Annotated in this window: 12 protein-coding genes; 9 read left to right on the top strand and 3 right to left on the bottom strand. The window is 54.3% G+C overall.

What is annotated here, in order from left to right; genetic code table 11:
- Positions 1 to 101: 101 nt before the first annotated feature.
- From greB to OGV52_RS10470, 6 genes are all read left to right on the top strand, one after another.
- A complete protein-coding gene (gene greB / locus OGV52_RS10495; RefSeq protein WP_016154802.1) occupies positions 102 to 575 on the top strand; it encodes a transcription elongation factor GreB in 474 nt (157 codons plus the stop codon).
- Between the two features lie 98 nt (positions 576 to 673).
- Positions 674 to 3,007, top strand: coding sequence for a Tex family protein (locus OGV52_RS10490; RefSeq protein WP_103766943.1), 2,334 nt, complete (start codon positions 674 to 676; stop codon positions 3,005 to 3,007).
- A 432-nt stretch (positions 3,008 to 3,439) separates the two neighbouring features.
- Positions 3,440 to 3,667 carry a ferrous iron transporter A gene (feoA, locus tag OGV52_RS10485; RefSeq protein ID WP_003023519.1) on the top strand — a complete coding sequence of 76 codons (228 nt, stop codon included), beginning with the start codon at positions 3,440 to 3,442 and terminating at the stop codon, positions 3,665 to 3,667.
- A gap of 18 nt (positions 3,668 to 3,685) precedes the next feature.
- Positions 3,686 to 6,004, top strand: coding sequence for a Fe(2+) transporter permease subunit FeoB (gene feoB / locus OGV52_RS10480; protein ID WP_016157644.1), 2,319 nt, complete (start codon positions 3,686 to 3,688; stop codon positions 6,002 to 6,004).
- A gap of 11 nt (positions 6,005 to 6,015) precedes the next feature.
- Positions 6,016 to 6,252 carry a [Fe-S]-dependent transcriptional repressor FeoC gene (gene feoC, locus OGV52_RS10475; protein ID WP_003023516.1) on the top strand — a complete coding sequence of 79 codons (237 nt, stop codon included), beginning with the start codon at positions 6,016 to 6,018 and terminating at the stop codon, positions 6,250 to 6,252.
- Between the two features lie 236 nt (positions 6,253 to 6,488).
- A complete protein-coding gene (locus OGV52_RS10470) occupies positions 6,489 to 7,451 on the top strand; it encodes an Rpn family recombination-promoting nuclease/putative transposase (RefSeq protein ID WP_287108464.1) in 963 nt (320 codons plus the stop codon).
- A gap of 44 nt (positions 7,452 to 7,495) precedes the next feature.
- Here OGV52_RS10470 and bioH read toward each other — a convergent pair whose 3' ends face one another.
- Positions 7,496 to 8,266, bottom strand: coding sequence for a pimeloyl-ACP methyl ester esterase BioH (gene bioH, locus OGV52_RS10465; protein WP_016154806.1), 771 nt, complete (start codon positions 8,264 to 8,266; stop codon positions 7,496 to 7,498).
- Between the two features lie 37 nt (positions 8,267 to 8,303).
- On the opposite strand from bioH, the gene gntX reads away from it, so the two are divergent.
- The 3 genes from gntX to gntT all read left to right on the top strand — a co-directional run bounded on the left by gntX (position 8,304) and on the right by gntT (position 11,317).
- A complete protein-coding gene (gntX, locus tag OGV52_RS10460; protein WP_016157647.1) occupies positions 8,304 to 8,987 on the top strand; it encodes a DNA utilization protein GntX in 684 nt (227 codons plus the stop codon).
- Positions 8,988 to 9,045: 58 nt separating this feature from the next.
- Positions 9,046 to 9,621 carry a Fe-S biogenesis protein NfuA gene (gene nfuA, locus OGV52_RS10455; RefSeq protein ID WP_003023509.1) on the top strand — a complete coding sequence of 192 codons (576 nt, stop codon included), beginning with the start codon at positions 9,046 to 9,048 and terminating at the stop codon, positions 9,619 to 9,621.
- A 379-nt stretch (positions 9,622 to 10,000) separates the two neighbouring features.
- The gene (gntT, locus tag OGV52_RS10450; RefSeq protein ID WP_003023507.1) at positions 10,001 to 11,317 is read left to right on the top strand and encodes a gluconate transporter; all 1,317 of its coding nucleotides are present in this window, start codon (positions 10,001 to 10,003) and stop codon (positions 11,315 to 11,317) included.
- Between the two features lie 80 nt (positions 11,318 to 11,397).
- Here the strand turns inward: gntT and malQ are convergent, their stop codons facing one another.
- A complete protein-coding gene (gene malQ / locus OGV52_RS10445; protein WP_047358171.1) occupies positions 11,398 to 13,485 on the bottom strand; it encodes a 4-alpha-glucanotransferase in 2,088 nt (695 codons plus the stop codon).
- 9 nt (positions 13,486 to 13,494) lie between these two features.
- The gene (gene malP, locus OGV52_RS10440) at positions 13,495 to 15,888 is read right to left on the bottom strand and encodes a maltodextrin phosphorylase (protein ID WP_287108461.1); all 2,394 of its coding nucleotides are present in this window, start codon (positions 15,886 to 15,888) and stop codon (positions 13,495 to 13,497) included.
- Positions 15,889 to 16,008: the final 120 nt, after the last annotated feature.

The following is a 16,008-nucleotide window of genomic DNA, read 5'->3' as shown; positions in this document are numbered from 1 at the left end:
TAAGTATACAATGTTTCTCGCAATACATTATTTATTCTGTTGATATGCTCGCGTAATACTAATTGTGCGCATCATCACAGAGTCGAAGGTAAAACAATAAGATGAAAACGCCCCTGATAACCCGTGAAGGGTATGAAAAACTCAAACAAGAGCTGAATTACCTCTGGCGTGAAGAGCGCCCGGAAGTCACCAAAAAGGTTACCTGGGCCGCAAGTCTGGGTGACCGCAGCGAAAATGCCGACTACCAGTATAATAAAAAGCGTCTGCGTGAGATCGACCGCCGTGTCCGTTATTTGACCAAGTGCATGGAGAATTTGAAAATCGTCGATTACTCCCCGCAGCAAGAGGGCAAAGTCTTCTTTGGCGCGTGGGTCGAGATTGAAAATGACGATGGCGACATCCGTAAATTCCGTATTGTCGGCTACGATGAGATCTTCGGTCGTAAAGATTACATTTCTATCGACTCACCGATGGCGCGGGCGCTGCTGAAAAAAGAGGTCGGCGATCTCGCGATAGTCAACACCCCTGGTGGTGAAGCCAGTTGGTACGTGAACGAAATTGAATACGTTAAGTGAGACCGGAACAATCCGAAGCCCCGGTAGATGACTGGCATTTTTGCCAGTCAATCCGTATAACTATCCCCTGATTTTTTATCCTATAGACGAAGCTATCCATGATGAATGATTCTTTCTGCCGCATTATCGCAGGTGAAATTCAGGCTCGTGCTGAACAGGTAGAAGCTGCCGTTCGCCTGCTTGACGAAGGGAACACCGTGCCGTTTATCGCACGTTATCGTAAGGAAATCACCGGCGGTCTGGACGATACGCAACTGCGTAATCTGGAGACCCGTCTGGGATATCTGCGTGAACTGGAAGACCGCCGTCAGGCAATCCTGAAATCTATCGGCGAGCAAGGCAAACTGACCGACGATCTGGCGAACGCGATCAACGGCACGTTAAGTAAGACCGAACTCGAAGATCTCTATCTGCCGTACAAACCTAAGCGCCGCACCCGTGGGCAGATAGCCATTGAGGCCGGACTGGAGCCGCTGGCAGATCTGCTGTGGAACGAACCGTCCCATGACCCGGAAACCGAAGCCGCAAAATATCTCAACGCTGAAAACGGCGTGGCCGATACCAAAGCCGCCCTCGATGGCGCACGCTACATTCTGATGGAGCGCTTCGCCGAAGACGCTGCGCTGCTGGCAAAAGTGCGTGATTATTTGTGGAAAAACGCCCATCTGGTTGCCGCCGTGGTTAGTGGCAAAGAAGAGGAAGGCGCTAAGTTCCGCGACTACTTCGATCACCACGAACCTATTTCTACCGTTCCATCCCACCGTGCGCTGGCCATGTTCCGTGGTCGTAACGAAGGCGTGTTGCAGCTTTCACTAAATGCCGATCCGCAATTCGATGAGCCGCCAAAAGAGAGCCACGGCGAGCAGATTATCCAGGATCACCTGGGACTGCGCCTGAACAACGCCCCCGCTGACAGCTGGCGTAAAGGCGTTGTTAGCTGGACGTGGCGCATCAAAGTGCTGATGCACCTTGAAACTGAGCTGATGGGTACCGTGCGTGAACGTGCGGAAGATGAAGCGATCAACGTCTTTGCCCGTAACCTGCATGACCTGCTGATGGCCGCCCCGGCCGGGCTGCGCGCCACAATGGGTCTCGATCCGGGTCTGCGTACCGGTGTAAAAGTGGCAGTGGTTGATGGTACCGGCAAGCTGGTCGCGACCGACACTATTTATCCGCATACCGGCCAGGCAGCCAAAGCCGCCGTTGCCGTGGCGGCGTTATGTGAAAAATACAACGTTGAGCTGGTCGCGATTGGTAACGGTACGGCGTCGCGCGAAACCGAGCGTTTCTTCCTCGACGTCCAGAAGCAGTTCCCGAAAGTGACCGCGCAGAAAGTGATTGTCAGCGAAGCCGGGGCATCGGTTTACTCTGCTTCCGAGCTGGCGGCGCTGGAGTTCCCGGATCTCGATGTTTCGCTGCGTGGCGCGGTGTCTATCGCCCGTCGTTTGCAGGATCCGCTGGCGGAGCTGGTGAAAATCGATCCGAAATCTATCGGCGTGGGCCAGTATCAGCACGATGTAAGCCAGACGCAGCTGGCGCGCAAGCTGGATGCGGTGGTGGAAGACTGCGTGAATGCCGTCGGCGTCGATCTGAATACCGCTTCCGTGCCGCTGCTGACCCGCGTTGCTGGCCTGACGCGCATGATGGCGCAAAACATCGTCGCCTGGCGCGATGAGAACGGTCAGTTTCAGAACCGTCAGCAACTGCTAAAAGTTAGCCGCCTGGGGCCAAAAGCCTTTGAACAGTGCGCGGGCTTCCTGCGTATCAACCATGGCGATAACCCACTGGATGCTTCTACCGTTCACCCGGAAGCTTATCCGATTGTGGAACGCATTCTGGCCGCAACCGAGCAATCGCTGCGTGACCTGATGGGCAACAGCAACGAACTACGCAATCTGAAAGCAGCCGATTTTACCGACGAACGCTTCGGGGTGCCGACCGTCACCGACATCATCAAAGAGCTGGAAAAACCGGGCCGCGACCCGCGTCCTGAATTTAAAACCGCGCAGTTTGCTGATGGCGTAGAAACCATGAACGATCTGCTGCCGGGAATGATTCTGGAAGGGGCAGTCACTAACGTCACGAACTTCGGCGCGTTTGTTGATATTGGCGTTCATCAGGATGGTCTGGTGCATATCTCTTCATTGTCGAATAAGTTCGTCGAAGATCCACACACCGTGGTGAAAGCGGGCGACATTGTGAAGGTGAAAGTGCTGGAAGTTGACCTGCAACGTAAGCGTATCGCACTGACCATGCGTCTGGAAGAGCAGCCGGGTGAAACCAATGCGCGTCGCGGCGGCGGGAATAACGATCGCACTCAGAGCAATCGCCCGGCGCCAAAAGCCGCGAAACCTCGTGGTCGTGACGCACAGCCTGCGGGCAACAGCGCCATGATGGATGCGCTGGCGGCGGCAATGGGTAAAAAACGCTAGCGTGACTTTTGTGCCGGATGGGGGGTGTAACCTCCTTATCCGGCTGACTTGTCGCAATTAATTTGTAAGCTGGATAACACGCGTGAGCGTTGCCATCCGGCATATTTAGTCTATTTCCCGCTTTTTACCGCCATATATTTATCACTTCATTAACAGATGAAACCTTAATTAAACATTAAGATCCTCACTAATTATTTCCGTGAATCATTCGTTCCCAACCAGAATAAATATTGAGGAATATCAAAATTGGCGCAAATTATTATCCAATTGTACATTCCGTCACATTTATTCTATTGATGATAGAAACCATTCTCATTATCATTGATCTGTTGATTATTTACTCTTTCCTTACGTTGGCTAATCATCTGGCCTCATGCCGCCTTGCCGCCCCATGAGGTAATCATCCAGTTAGCGAGATATAAGTAGGTCCCTATGCAATTCACTCCTGACAGTGCGTGGAAAATTACCGGTTTTGCCCGTGAAATCAGCCCGGCTTATCGTCAGAAACTGTTGTCACTTGGCATGCTACCCGGCTCCTCTTTCAACGTGGTGCGCGTCGCCCCACTCGGCGATCCTATCCATATCGAAACGCGTCGCGTAAGTCTGGTATTGCGTAAGAAAGATCTGGCGTTATTAGAAGTGGAAGCGGTTTCCTGTTAATACAGTGAGTCTATAAAAATGAAAAAACTAACCATTGGTTTAATTGGCAATCCTAATTCCGGCAAGACTACTTTATTCAACCAGCTTACCGGCGCACGCCAGCGTGTAGGCAACTGGGCTGGCGTTACCGTTGAGCGTAAAGAAGGTCATTTCGCAACGACGGACCACCAGGTCACGCTGGTTGATTTACCCGGCACCTATTCTCTGACGACAATCTCATCCCAGACCTCTCTCGATGAGCAGATCGCCTGTCACTATATTTTAAGCGGCGACGCGGATCTCTTGATCAACGTGGTCGATGCTTCAAACCTTGAACGCAACCTCTACCTGACGTTGCAACTGCTTGAGCTGGGCATCCCCTGCATCGTCGCGTTGAATATGCTAGATATTGCCGAGAAGCAGCAAATCCGTATCGATATCGATGCCCTCTCCGCTCGCCTTGGCTGCCCGGTGGTTCCGCTGGTATCCACCCGCGCCCGCGGCATTGAAGCGCTGAAGCTGGCGATCGATCGCTACAAAGAAAACGACACCGTCGAGCTGGTTCATTATGCCCAGCCGCTGCTGCAGGAAGCGGATTCCCTCGCCGATGCGATGGCCAAAGATATGCCGTTAAAACAGCGCCGCTGGCTGGGCCTGCAGATGCTGGAAGGCGATATCTACAGCCGGGCCTACGCGGGTGATGCCGCGCAAAACCTTGATGCCGCCATTGCACGTCTGAGCGAGACAATGGACGATCCGGCACTGCATATCGCCGATGCGCGCTATCAGTGCATTGCCGCTATCTGCGATACCGTCAGCAACACCCTGACGGCAGAGCCGAGCCGCTTCACCACCGCAGTAGATAAAATCGTCCTCAACCGCTTCCTCGGGCTGCCGATTTTCCTGTTCGTGATGTACCTGATGTTCCTGCTCGCCATCAACATTGGCGGCGCGCTGCAACCGTTGTTTGACGTCGGCTCCGTAGCGCTCTTTATCCATGGTATTCAGTGGATTGGCTACACGCTGCACTTCCCGGACTGGCTCACTATCTTTTTGGCGCAAGGTCTTGGCGGCGGGATTAACACCGTGCTGCCACTGGTACCGCAAATCGGCATGATGTACCTGTTCCTCTCCTTCCTTGAAGACTCCGGTTACATGGCGCGCGCCGCGTTTGTAATGGACCGTCTGATGCAGGCGCTGGGACTGCCGGGCAAATCGTTTGTCCCGCTGATCGTCGGCTTTGGCTGTAACGTACCGTCAGTGATGGGCGCACGTACGCTGGACGCCCCGCGTGAACGTCTGATGACCATCATGATGGCGCCGTTTATGTCCTGTGGCGCTCGTCTGGCGATTTTCGCCGTCTTTGCCGCAGCGTTCTTTGGTCAGAACGGTGCGCTGGCGGTCTTCTCACTGTACGTACTGGGCATCGTTATGGCGGTATTGACCGGTCTGATGCTCAAACACACCATCATGCGTGGCGAAGCAACGCCGTTCGTGATGGAGCTACCGGTGTACCACGTGCCGCACATTAAGAGTCTGATTATTCAGACCTGGCAACGCCTGAAAGGCTTCGTTCTGCGTGCGGGTAAAGTCATCATCATCGTCAGCATTTTCCTCAGCGCGTTTAACAGTTTCTCGCTGAGCGGAAAAATCGTCGACAACATCAACGACTCTGCTCTGGCCTCCGTCAGCCGCGTAATCACGCCGGTCTTCAAGCCGATTGGCGTTCACGAAGATAACTGGCAGGCAACCGTAGGTCTGTTCACCGGCGCGATGGCGAAAGAAGTGGTTGTCGGTACGCTGAACACGCTCTATACCGCAGAAAACATTCAGGAAGAAGAGTTCAACCCGGCAGATTTCCACCTCGGTGACGAGCTGCTCGGCGCGGTAGATGAGACCTGGCAAAGCCTGAAAGACACCTTCAGCCTGAGCGTACTGGCTAACCCTATTGAAGCCAGCAAAGGCGACGGTGAAATGGCTACGGGTGCAATGGGCGTGATGGGCGAAAAATTTGGCAGCGCTGCCGCCGCTTACAGCTACCTGATTTTCGTGCTGCTGTATGTGCCGTGTATTTCGGTAATGGGCGCTATTGCACGTGAATCCAGCCGTGGCTGGATGAGCTTCTCGATTCTGTGGGGCCTGAACATCGCCTACTCTCTGTCGACGCTGTTTTATCAGGCGGTCAGCTACAAAGAGCACCCGACCTACAGCCTGGTGTGCATTTTAGCTGTCATCCTGTTTAACATTGTGTTGCTGGGCCTGCTGCGTCGAGCTCGCAGTCGCGTGGATCTCGCACTGCTGGCGACCAACAGGACGGCAAGCTCCTGCTGTTCCAGCACCACTGGCGACTGCCACTAAGGTTATCGACAATGGCATCGCTTATTCAGGTTCGTGATTTATTGGCTTTGCGGGGACGCATGGAGGCAACTCAAATTAGCCACACGCTGCACACCCCGCAGCCCATGATTGACGCCATGCTGAATCAGTTAGAAAAGATGGGCAAAGCGGTGCGGATTCAGGAAGATGCCGATGGGTGTCTTTCCGGAAGCTGCAAGAGTTGCCCGGAAGGTAAAGCCTGCCTGCGCGAGTGGTGGGCTTTGCGCTAGTTCGATGCCGGATGGCGCTACGCTTCCGGTCTAAAAATGACTGCAAACGTCCTGGCCGGATAAAGCGTTTATGCTGATATCCGGCTTTTTGCGTAATGGATTCCACAAAGATGTCTCTGTTTCAGCAAAGCTGATCTATCCTCCAGCCTGTCGCGCATCGTTATCAACTCGTGAATGATTACTGGCGACCAGGGAAGTAGAGTCTCGTCATCTTGTTTCCCAGGTGACGGATCGCCATGAATACTGACACGACTGCTACGCCGCATGACGCGATTTTTAAAACGTTCTTAAACCACCCTGCTACCGCACGCGACTTTCTTCGGCTCCATCTTCCAGCCTCTTTGCAAAAACTGTGCGATCTGAAAACGCTACAACTGGAATCGGGCAGCTTTATTGAGGACGATTTGCGCGCGTACTATTCCGATGTGCTGTGGTCATTAAAAACCCGCGAAGGCGATGGCTATATTTACACCATCATTGAGCATCAGAGCACCGCCGATGCCCATATGGCATTTCGGCTGATGCGTTATGCCATTGCGGTCATGCATCGTCATTTGGCTGCAGGTCACAAGAAACTCCCGCTGGTGATACCCATGCTTTTTTATCATGGCGCGGCAAGCCCATACCCCTACTCACTCTGCTGGCTGGACGAATTTGACGACCCAAAGGCCGCCAGACAACTTTATACCTCAGCGTTTCCACTGATCGATATCACCGTGGTTCCCGATGACGAGATCATGCAGCATCGCCGGATGGCGCTGTTGGAACTCATCCAAAAACATATTCGTAAACGCGATTTGATGGGGCTGGTAGAAAAACTGGCCATCCTGATTATTAAAGGACACGCTAATGACAGCCAGTTGAAAGCCTTGTTTAATTATCTAATGCAGGTCGGGGACACCACACATTTTACCGAGTTTCTTCATGAGGTCGCCGAACGTTTACCCCAACATAAGGAAAAGTTGATGACTATCGCCGAAAGATTACGACAAGAAGGGCATCTTAATGGTCTTCAGGAAGGCCATATGAAAGGGTTACAAGAGGGATTACAAGAAGGGTTACAAACGGGCTTGCAACAAGGTAAACGAGAGGAAGCTTTACGTATTGCATCACCCCTGCAGGCTGATGGTATCGACCCGCTGACCATCTTCAGAATTACCGGACTGACCGCTGAGGATCTGGCTACGCGCAGCCATTAATCTCAAGCCCGGTAAGCGCGGCTCTACCGGGCAACACAACAGATTTATAGGCGTTTTTTTAACGCCACCAGCGCTGCGCAGAACTCTGCAGGATGCGAGATAAACGGTGCATGCGCCGCTTTAGCAAATATCAACGACTCGCTATGCGGCCACAGGGCATCGAGCATTGGGACCACTTTGCGCGGAACCAGTCCATCGAGATAGCCGTACAACCGCAGAAAAGGCATGTCCACAGCGCACAGAGGCTCACGCAGATCGACCGTTTTCAGGATCTCCAGTCCGCCATTGAGCACCTCGACATTCGGCATGGGTAACGCCAGAACTGTTTTCTTCAGTGCCCGCGCATCCTGACGCGCGGTGTCCGTGCCCATCGTCTGCAACGCCAGAAAACGTTCCACCGTACGCTGGAAATCTTCGCTCAACTGCTGCTGGAAACCTGCCAGCACTTCTGGCTTGATACCCGGCCACTCGTCGCGCGCGCTAAAGCAAGGGGAAGACGCCACGGTCACCAGCGCCTGAACACGTTCAGGATGGGTTAACGCCACCTGGCTTGCGACCAGCCCGCCCAGACTCCAGCCAAGCCAGATGGCTTTCTCCGGTGCCTGTTTTACTACCCGCTCAGCCATCTCTTCCAGCGACATTGCGCCGAACCCCTGGCTGCGACCAAATCCCGGTAAGTCGACAAGATGCAGCGTGAAATGCGAACTCAGTTCCTCGCTTATGCAATGCCACACTTGCGCATTCAGTCCCCATCCGTGCAGCAGCACAAGATGGCAATTTCCCGAACCCTGGGTCTGCCACCAGATGTCATTCATCAGTTATTGTTCTCTTTTAGCCTGAAAGGATGCTTCTATGCTAACAGTACCGGGATTGTGCTGGCTATGCCGAATGCCCCTGACGTTAGGGCATTGGGGGATCTGTTCAGTCTGCACACGGGCAACGCATCAGCACGTCAGCCGGTGCCCTCAATGTGGACTCCCTGCCGCACATACCGTCGTTCCCTGCGGGCGCTGTCTGCAAAAACCACCGCCGTGGCAGCGACTGGTTACCGTCAGCGACTATGCTCCGCCGTTGAGTGGGCTTATCCACCAGCTCAAGTTTTCCCGACGTGGCGAAATGGCCCCCGCTCTTTCACGCTTGTTGTTGCTGGAGGTATTACAGGCCCGGCGCGTCAGCGGTCTTCCTCTGCCGGACAGGCTCGTCAGCGTCCCGCTCTGGCAACGCCGGCACTGGCGCAGAGGGTTTAATCAGAGCGACTTACTGTGTCGTCCCCTGGCCCGCTGGCTAGACTGCGACTGGGACAGCCGGGCCATCACGCGGGTTCGGGCAACCGCCACACAGCACCATCTCAGCGCCCGATTACGTAAACGTAACCTGAAAAACGCCTTTCGCCTTGAATTGCCAGTGCAGGGACTCCATATGGTCATTGTGGATGATGTCGTCACTACCGGAAGTACCGTCGCGGAAATCGCGCAGCTGCTTTTACGCAACGGCGCGGCGACTGTCCAGGTATGGTGCCTGTGTCGAACCTTGTAGAGCCTCGATGATGGGCGTATTATAACCAAGTAAAATAGTCAACTATTAGGCCATTACTATGATCCATATTTCCGATGCTGCACAAGCGCACTTTGCCAAACTGCTGGCAAATCAGGAAGAAGGGACACAAATCCGCGTATTTGTGATTAATCCCGGCACGCCTAACGCTGAATGCGGCGTTTCTTATTGTCCGCCGGACGCCGTGGAAGCAACCGACACCGCCATTAAATTTGACCTGCTGACCGCATATGTTGATGAACTGAGCGCACCGTATCTGGAAGATGCAGAAATCGATTTCGTTACCGACCAGTTAGGCTCCCAGCTGACCCTGAAAGCACCAAACGCCAAAATGCGTAAAGTTGCCGATGATGCGCCGCTGATGGAACGCGTGGAGTACATGCTGCAATCGCAGATCAACCCACAGCTGGCAGGTCATGGTGGCCGCGTCTCCCTGATGGAAATCACCGATGAAGGCTACGCTATTCTGCAGTTTGGCGGCGGATGTAACGGCTGTTCAATGGTGGATGTAACGCTGAAAGAAGGTATCGAGAAGCAGCTGCTGGCTGAATTCCCTGAACTGAAAGGCGTTCGCGATTTAACCGAACACCAGCGCGGCGAGCACTCTTACTACTAACGCCTCAACCTGTAGAATCTCCGTAGGCCCGTTAAGACGCATCCGCGCCGCCATCGGGCATTGATGCCGGATGGCAGCGTAATCGCTTTATCCGGCCTACAACCTTGCATTTCTCCGCATATTTCCTGCAACAATCCCCCTCATAATTTGACCAGCCTCTCATAATTTAAATTTTGCCTGCCCAGGTGATTTTCAAGCGCCGTATGTTACCCGTATCATTCTCATCAGCACCTAACACACACATAACAGCCAGCTAAACTGATTAGTTTTGAAGGCAACCAGCATTGGTGCTGAGAATGCTCTGTTCCCGGTCGGGACAATCGGAATTTGTCATCTAAACACTGACGTTACCCATAACAAAGTAAAGGCCAGGTAAATCATGCCATTAGTCATCGTTGCTATCGGTGTAATCTTGTTACTCCTCCTGATGATCCGTTTCAAAATGAACGGTTTCATCGCTCTCGTCCTGGTGGCGCTTGCTGTCGGATTGATGCAAGGGATGCCACTGGATAAAGTCATCGGTTCGATTAAAGCCGGCGTCGGCGGAACCCTTGGCAGCCTCGCCCTGATTATGGGTTTTGGCGCCATGCTGGGCAAAATGCTGGCGGACTGCGGCGGCGCACAGCGCATCGCAACCACCCTGATTGCTAAATTCGGCAAAAAACATATTCAATGGGCGGTGGTATTAACCGGCTTCACCGTCGGTTTTGCCCTGTTCTACGAAGTCGGCTTCGTGCTGATGCTGCCGCTGGTGTTCACCATCGCCGCTGCTGCCAACATCCCGCTGCTGTATGTTGGCGTGCCGATGGCTGCAGCGCTGTCCGTAACTCATGGCTTCCTGCCGCCGCACCCAGGTCCGACCGCTATTGCCACCATTTTCCACGCAGATATGGGTAAAACCCTGCTGTTTGGTACGATTCTGGCAATCCCGACCGTTATTCTCGCCGGTCCGGTGTACGCTCGCTTCCTGAAAGGCATCGATAAGCCAATCCCGGAAGGTCTGTACAGCGCGAAAACGTTTACCGAAGAAGAGATGCCTGGCTTTGGCGTCAGCGTCTGGACCTCCCTGGTACCGGTTATCCTGATGGCGATGCGCGCCGTGGCGGAGATGATTCTGCCAAAAGGCCACGCTTTCCTGACGGTGGCAGAATTCCTGGGTGACCCGGTTATGGCAACGCTTATCGCGGTGCTGATTGCGATGTTCACTTTTGGTCTGAACCGTGGACGTTCGATGGATCAGATCAACGACACGCTGGTGTCCTCCATCAAAATCATCGCGATGATGCTGTTGATCATCGGTGGTGGCGGTGCCTTCAAACAGGTCCTGGTGGATAGCGGCGTGGACAAGTACATCGCGTCAATGATGCACGGTTCAAACGTTTCTCCGCTGCTGATGGCATGGTCTATCGCTGCGGTACTGCGTATCGCACTGGGCTCCGCAACCGTTGCAGCGATCACCGCTGGTGGGATTGTGGCACCGCTGATTGCAACGACCGGCGTAAGCCCTGAGCTAATGGTTATTGCGGTTGGTTCCGGTTCCGTCATTTTCTCCCACGTGAACGATCCAGGCTTCTGGTTGTTCAAGGAGTACTTCAACTTGACCATCGGTGAAACCATCAAGTCATGGTCAATGCTGGAAACCATTATCTCCGTCTGCGGTCTGGTAGGGTGTCTGCTGCTGGGTATGGTGGTCTGATAAAACTGTGCCGGGTGGCGCTTCGCTTACCCGGCCTACCTGCTATCACCCTAAAAAAGCCGGGGAAATCCCCGGCTTTTTTACTTCTTCTTCGCGGCCGCTTTTCGGCGCTTATCTAAATCCTTAATCAGCTTGTTCACACCGTCATCGGCAAACATCTGCTCCAGCGTGGCGGTGAGCTTACGCCGCCAGTTTTTGTACTGGTCGCTGGTCCCCGGAATATTGACGGGCTCAGCCATATCCAGCCAGTCTTCCGGTTGCAGGCCCAACAGCGCACTGTTGCTGTCAGCGATGTAGCGTTGCATGCCGCGATTAAGAATCGGCGTCATCGACATCAGTGACGCCTTGTGACCAGCACGTTTTGGCAGGCACCCGTATTTGTGCAGCGCGTCCAGCAGCCCCTGTTTCGCCAGTTCTCTGTCCTGATACAACCCACGCAGCACGACTTCATCCGGGTACAGACCCAGCGCCTTACCCAGCGTCAGATCGCCGCTATCCCAATAACCTTTAAGCGTAGGAAGGTCATGCGTCGCCGCGACTGCCATTGATTGTTCCGGGTACGCTTTCGGCGCGCGGAAGTTTTTCTCATGGTCATTCTCAAAATAAAGCACTTTGTAGGAGTACACGCCGCTGTCACGCAGCTTGCTGACGATCTCTACCGGCACAGTCCCCAGATCTTCACCAATTACCATGCAGTGATGACGTTTACTTTCCAGCGCCAGAATTGAAAGCAGATCGTCGACCGGATAATGCACGTAGGCGCCGTGATCGGCAGTTTCACCGTAAGGGATCCACCACAGACGCAGCATCGACATAACATGGTCGATACGCAACGCACCGCAGTTCTGCATATTGGCACGCAGCAGTTCGATAAACGGTTCGTAAGCGCGTGCCGTGATGATATGCGGATCCATCGGCGGCAATCCCCAGTTTTGCCCGAGCGGACCGAGAATATCCGGCGGTGCGCCAACCGAGGCTTTCAGGCAATACAACTCGCGGTCGCACCAGGTTTCCGCCCCGCCTTCGGCCACGCCGACAGCCAGATCGCGATATAATCCAATCGGCATCGCAAAGCCCTGGCTGGTTTTCCAGCAATCAGCAAACTGGGTATACGCCAGCCACTGCAACCACAGGTAGAAATCCACTTCATCACGATGCTCTTCGCAAAAGCGTTTTACCTCTGGCGAATCCACCGACTGGAAAGCTTGCGGCCACACCGGCCAGCCCCAGCGCAGTGCGTCCTCTTTCACCTGATGCGCATGCAGCGCGTCAAAGGCCGCCTGCCAGTACAGGCTATCCCCTTCCTGAGTCACAAACTGGCGAAATGCCGCCATCTGCTCATCGTCACGTGCAGAGAAGCTTTTCCACGCCATACGCAGCGCTGTCATCTTCAATGCGGTAACGGCAGAATAATCAACCCACTCGGTATCACGCGCGCGTTGCAGAGCTTGCTGAGTCGCGGGTTTCTGCCACCAGGCCTGCGCCTCTTTACTCAGGCGAAAATCGTCTACTGCGTTCACATCAATATAAATAACGTTCAACCAGCGGCGTGACGACGGGCTGTACGGACTGGCACTCTCCGGGTTCGCCGGATACAGCGCGTGAATCGGATTCAGGCCAATAAAAGCGCCGCCGCGTTGCGCCACCTCCACCAGCATGGCACGGAGATCGCCAAAGTCGCCAATCCCCCAGTTTTTTTCTGAACGCAGGGTATAGAGCTGAACGCATGCGCCCCACAGCTTCTGCCCGGCTAATAGAGCCTGCGGCTCATAGCAGCGTTTCGGCGCGACGATGATGCGGCAATGGGTACGCAACTCCCCTTGGGTGAGGGTAAGCGTGTGATACCCTTCCGGCAGCTTCGCCGGAAGGTTGAACGATTTACCGCCGACGGCATGTCCTTTGTGCTGCACGCCCTCTTCGGTGGTCAGCAGCCAGGTAAACTCTCCGCGTCCCTCAACTGCCAGCGGCATTTTCTTACCAGCGGTATAAACCATGACATTCGGCACCGGGGTCACCGCCACCTGAGCGGTGGCGGTGGAGCGATGCATAGCGTCAAGCAAACGCCGCTTGGTTTCGACGCCAATAGACTGCGGTTTACCGTGGGCATTAATGTAATTGGGGCTGATCCCCGCCGCCAACGCGGCATTATCCAGACGTTTGCTTTCCATCGCGATTCCTTAACGTTTCGCCTGCCAGATACGAGTCTGATAATCGCGGATGGAGCGATCCGAACTGAACATGCCGCAACGCGCGGTATTCAGAATCGCCGCCCGGGTCCAGGCTTCCTGGTCACGATACAACACGTCAACCTGCTTCTGGGCTTCAACGTAGGCCGCGAAGTCCGCCATTACCAGATACGGGTCACCGCCCTGCTTGCCGATACTGTGCAGCATCTGGTCGAAGGCATGTTTATCGCCATCGCTGTACTTCCCGCTTTCCAGCTCTTTCAGAACAGCATCCAGCACTTTATCTTTCTTACGCCATTTCACCGGGTCGTAACCTTTGGCCTTGAGCGCCTTCACCTCTTCCACGGTATGACCAAAGATAAAGATATTCTCATCACCTACCTTCTCGGCGATTTCGACGTTTGCGCCATCCAGCGTACCGACGGTTAACGCACCGTTCAGCGCCAGCTTCATGTTACCGGTGCCGGAAGCCTCTTTCCCTGCGGTGGAGATTTGCTCAGAGATATCCGCCGCTGGGATCAACATTTCCGCCGCCGAGACACAATAATCCGGCAGGAATACGACCTTCAGCTTGTCGCCCACTTGCGGGTCGTTATTGATGGTTTCTGCGACCTTGTTAATGGCGAAGATGATATTTTTCGCCAGGTAGTAACCCGGAGCGGCTTTCGCGCCAAACAGGAATACGCGCGGCACGCGATCGGCCTGTGGGTTCTCTCGAATGTCTTTGTACAACGCCAGAATATGCAGCAGGTTGAGATGCTGACGCTTGTACTCATGCAGGCGTTTAATCTGAATATCAAAGAGAGCGTTAGTCGTTATCTCAATACCGGTACGCGCTTTAATAAACTTCACCAGACACGCTTTGTTCGCCAGCTTGATGTCACGATACTGCTGACGAAACTTCGCGTCGTCGGCGTATTTTTCCAGGTTAATCAACTGATCGAGGTCGTTGGCCCACTCTTTTTTCAGCGATTTATCCAGCAGCGCGGCAAGTGCCGGGTTGCACTGCTTAATCCAGCGACGCGGAGTAATCCCGTTAGTGACGTTATGGAATTTGTTCGGCCAGAGCTGATGATATTCCGGGAACAGATCCTTCACCACCAAATCGGAGTGCAGCGCCGCCACGCCGTTAACCGCAAAGCCGCTGACCACGCACATGTTGGCCATACGCACCTGTTTGTTGTGCACCACCGCCAGCTTCGCCCAAACTTCAGCGTCACCCGGCCAGGTTTTATCGACCAGCTTCTTAAAGCGGTCGTTAATCTCTTTGATGATTTGCATATGGCGCGGCAGTAGTGCTTTCACCAGCTTCTCGTCCCAGCACTCCAGCGCCTCTGGCATCAAAGTGTGGTTGGTATAAGCAAAGGTCTTGCTGGTAATAGCCCACGCATCGTCCCAGCTCATCTGGTGCTCATCAATCAGCACACGCAGTAGCTCAGGGATGGCGATGGTCGGGTGAGTATCGTTGAGCTGAATCACCTCAAAATCAGCCAGCTCATGCAGTTTACGCCCTGCCAGATGATGGCGGCGCAGAATGTCAGCTACGGAGCAAGCGCACTGGAAGTATTGCTGCATCAGGCGCAGCTTTTTACCCGCGGTGTGGTTGTCGTTCGGGTACAGCACTTTGGTGAGTTTTTCAGCGTCGATGCCCTGCTGCTCTGCGCGCAGGAAATCGCCGTCATTAAATTTGGTCAGGTTAAACGGATGCGCGTGGCTGGCCTGCCACAGACGCAGCGGTTGCGCCACGCCGTTACGGTAGCCGAGAACCGGTAGATCCCAGGCCTGGCCGGTGATAATAAACCCCGGCTCCCAGTGCCCTTCTTTGGTGACCTTGCCGCCAATCCCTACTTGCACATCCAGTGCTTCGTTGTGACGGAACCACGGATAGCTGCCGCGATGCCAGTCATCCGGGGCTTCCATCTGCTGCCCATCGGCAAATGACTGACGGAACAGGCCGTACTGGTAGTTGAGACCATAGCCCGTCGCCGATTGACCGACTGTCGCCATCGAATCAAGGAAGCAGGCCGCCAGGCGCCCCAATCCACCGTTACCCAGCGCCGGGTCGATCTCTTCTTCCAGCAGGTCGGTCAGGTTGACGTCATGCGCTTTCAGCTCATCGCTCACCGCCTGATACCAGCCGAGATTGAGTAAGTTGTTGCCAGTCAGACGGCCAATCAAAAACTCCATCGAGATGTAGTTAACATGGCGCTGATTTTTTGCCGGCTTCGCCACAGGCTGGGCGCTGAGTAACTCAGCCAACGCCCCACTCACTGCCTGCCACCACTGGCGCGACGTCATTTCTTGAGCCGACAGTAAACCGAAGCGCTGCCACTGACGCGTCAGGGCAGCCTGAAATTGATCTTTGTTGAAAGTAGGCTGTGACATAGGGGTTCCAGATCCTTAGGTAATAAAACAACGTTATCGCTAGTTTGCCAGGCTCGTTGTTGACCTTCCTCATCCTGGCACGGATTAGGCAGGGAGGAGGAGCGGGGATGAGCATAAAAG

It is taken from the genome of Citrobacter sp. Cb041, assembly GCF_030336655.1.
GTDB lineage: Bacteria > Pseudomonadota > Gammaproteobacteria > Enterobacterales > Enterobacteriaceae > Citrobacter > Citrobacter braakii.
The sequence above is the reverse complement of the archived record's forward strand: the minus strand, read 5'-3'. Positions and strand labels throughout refer to the sequence as shown.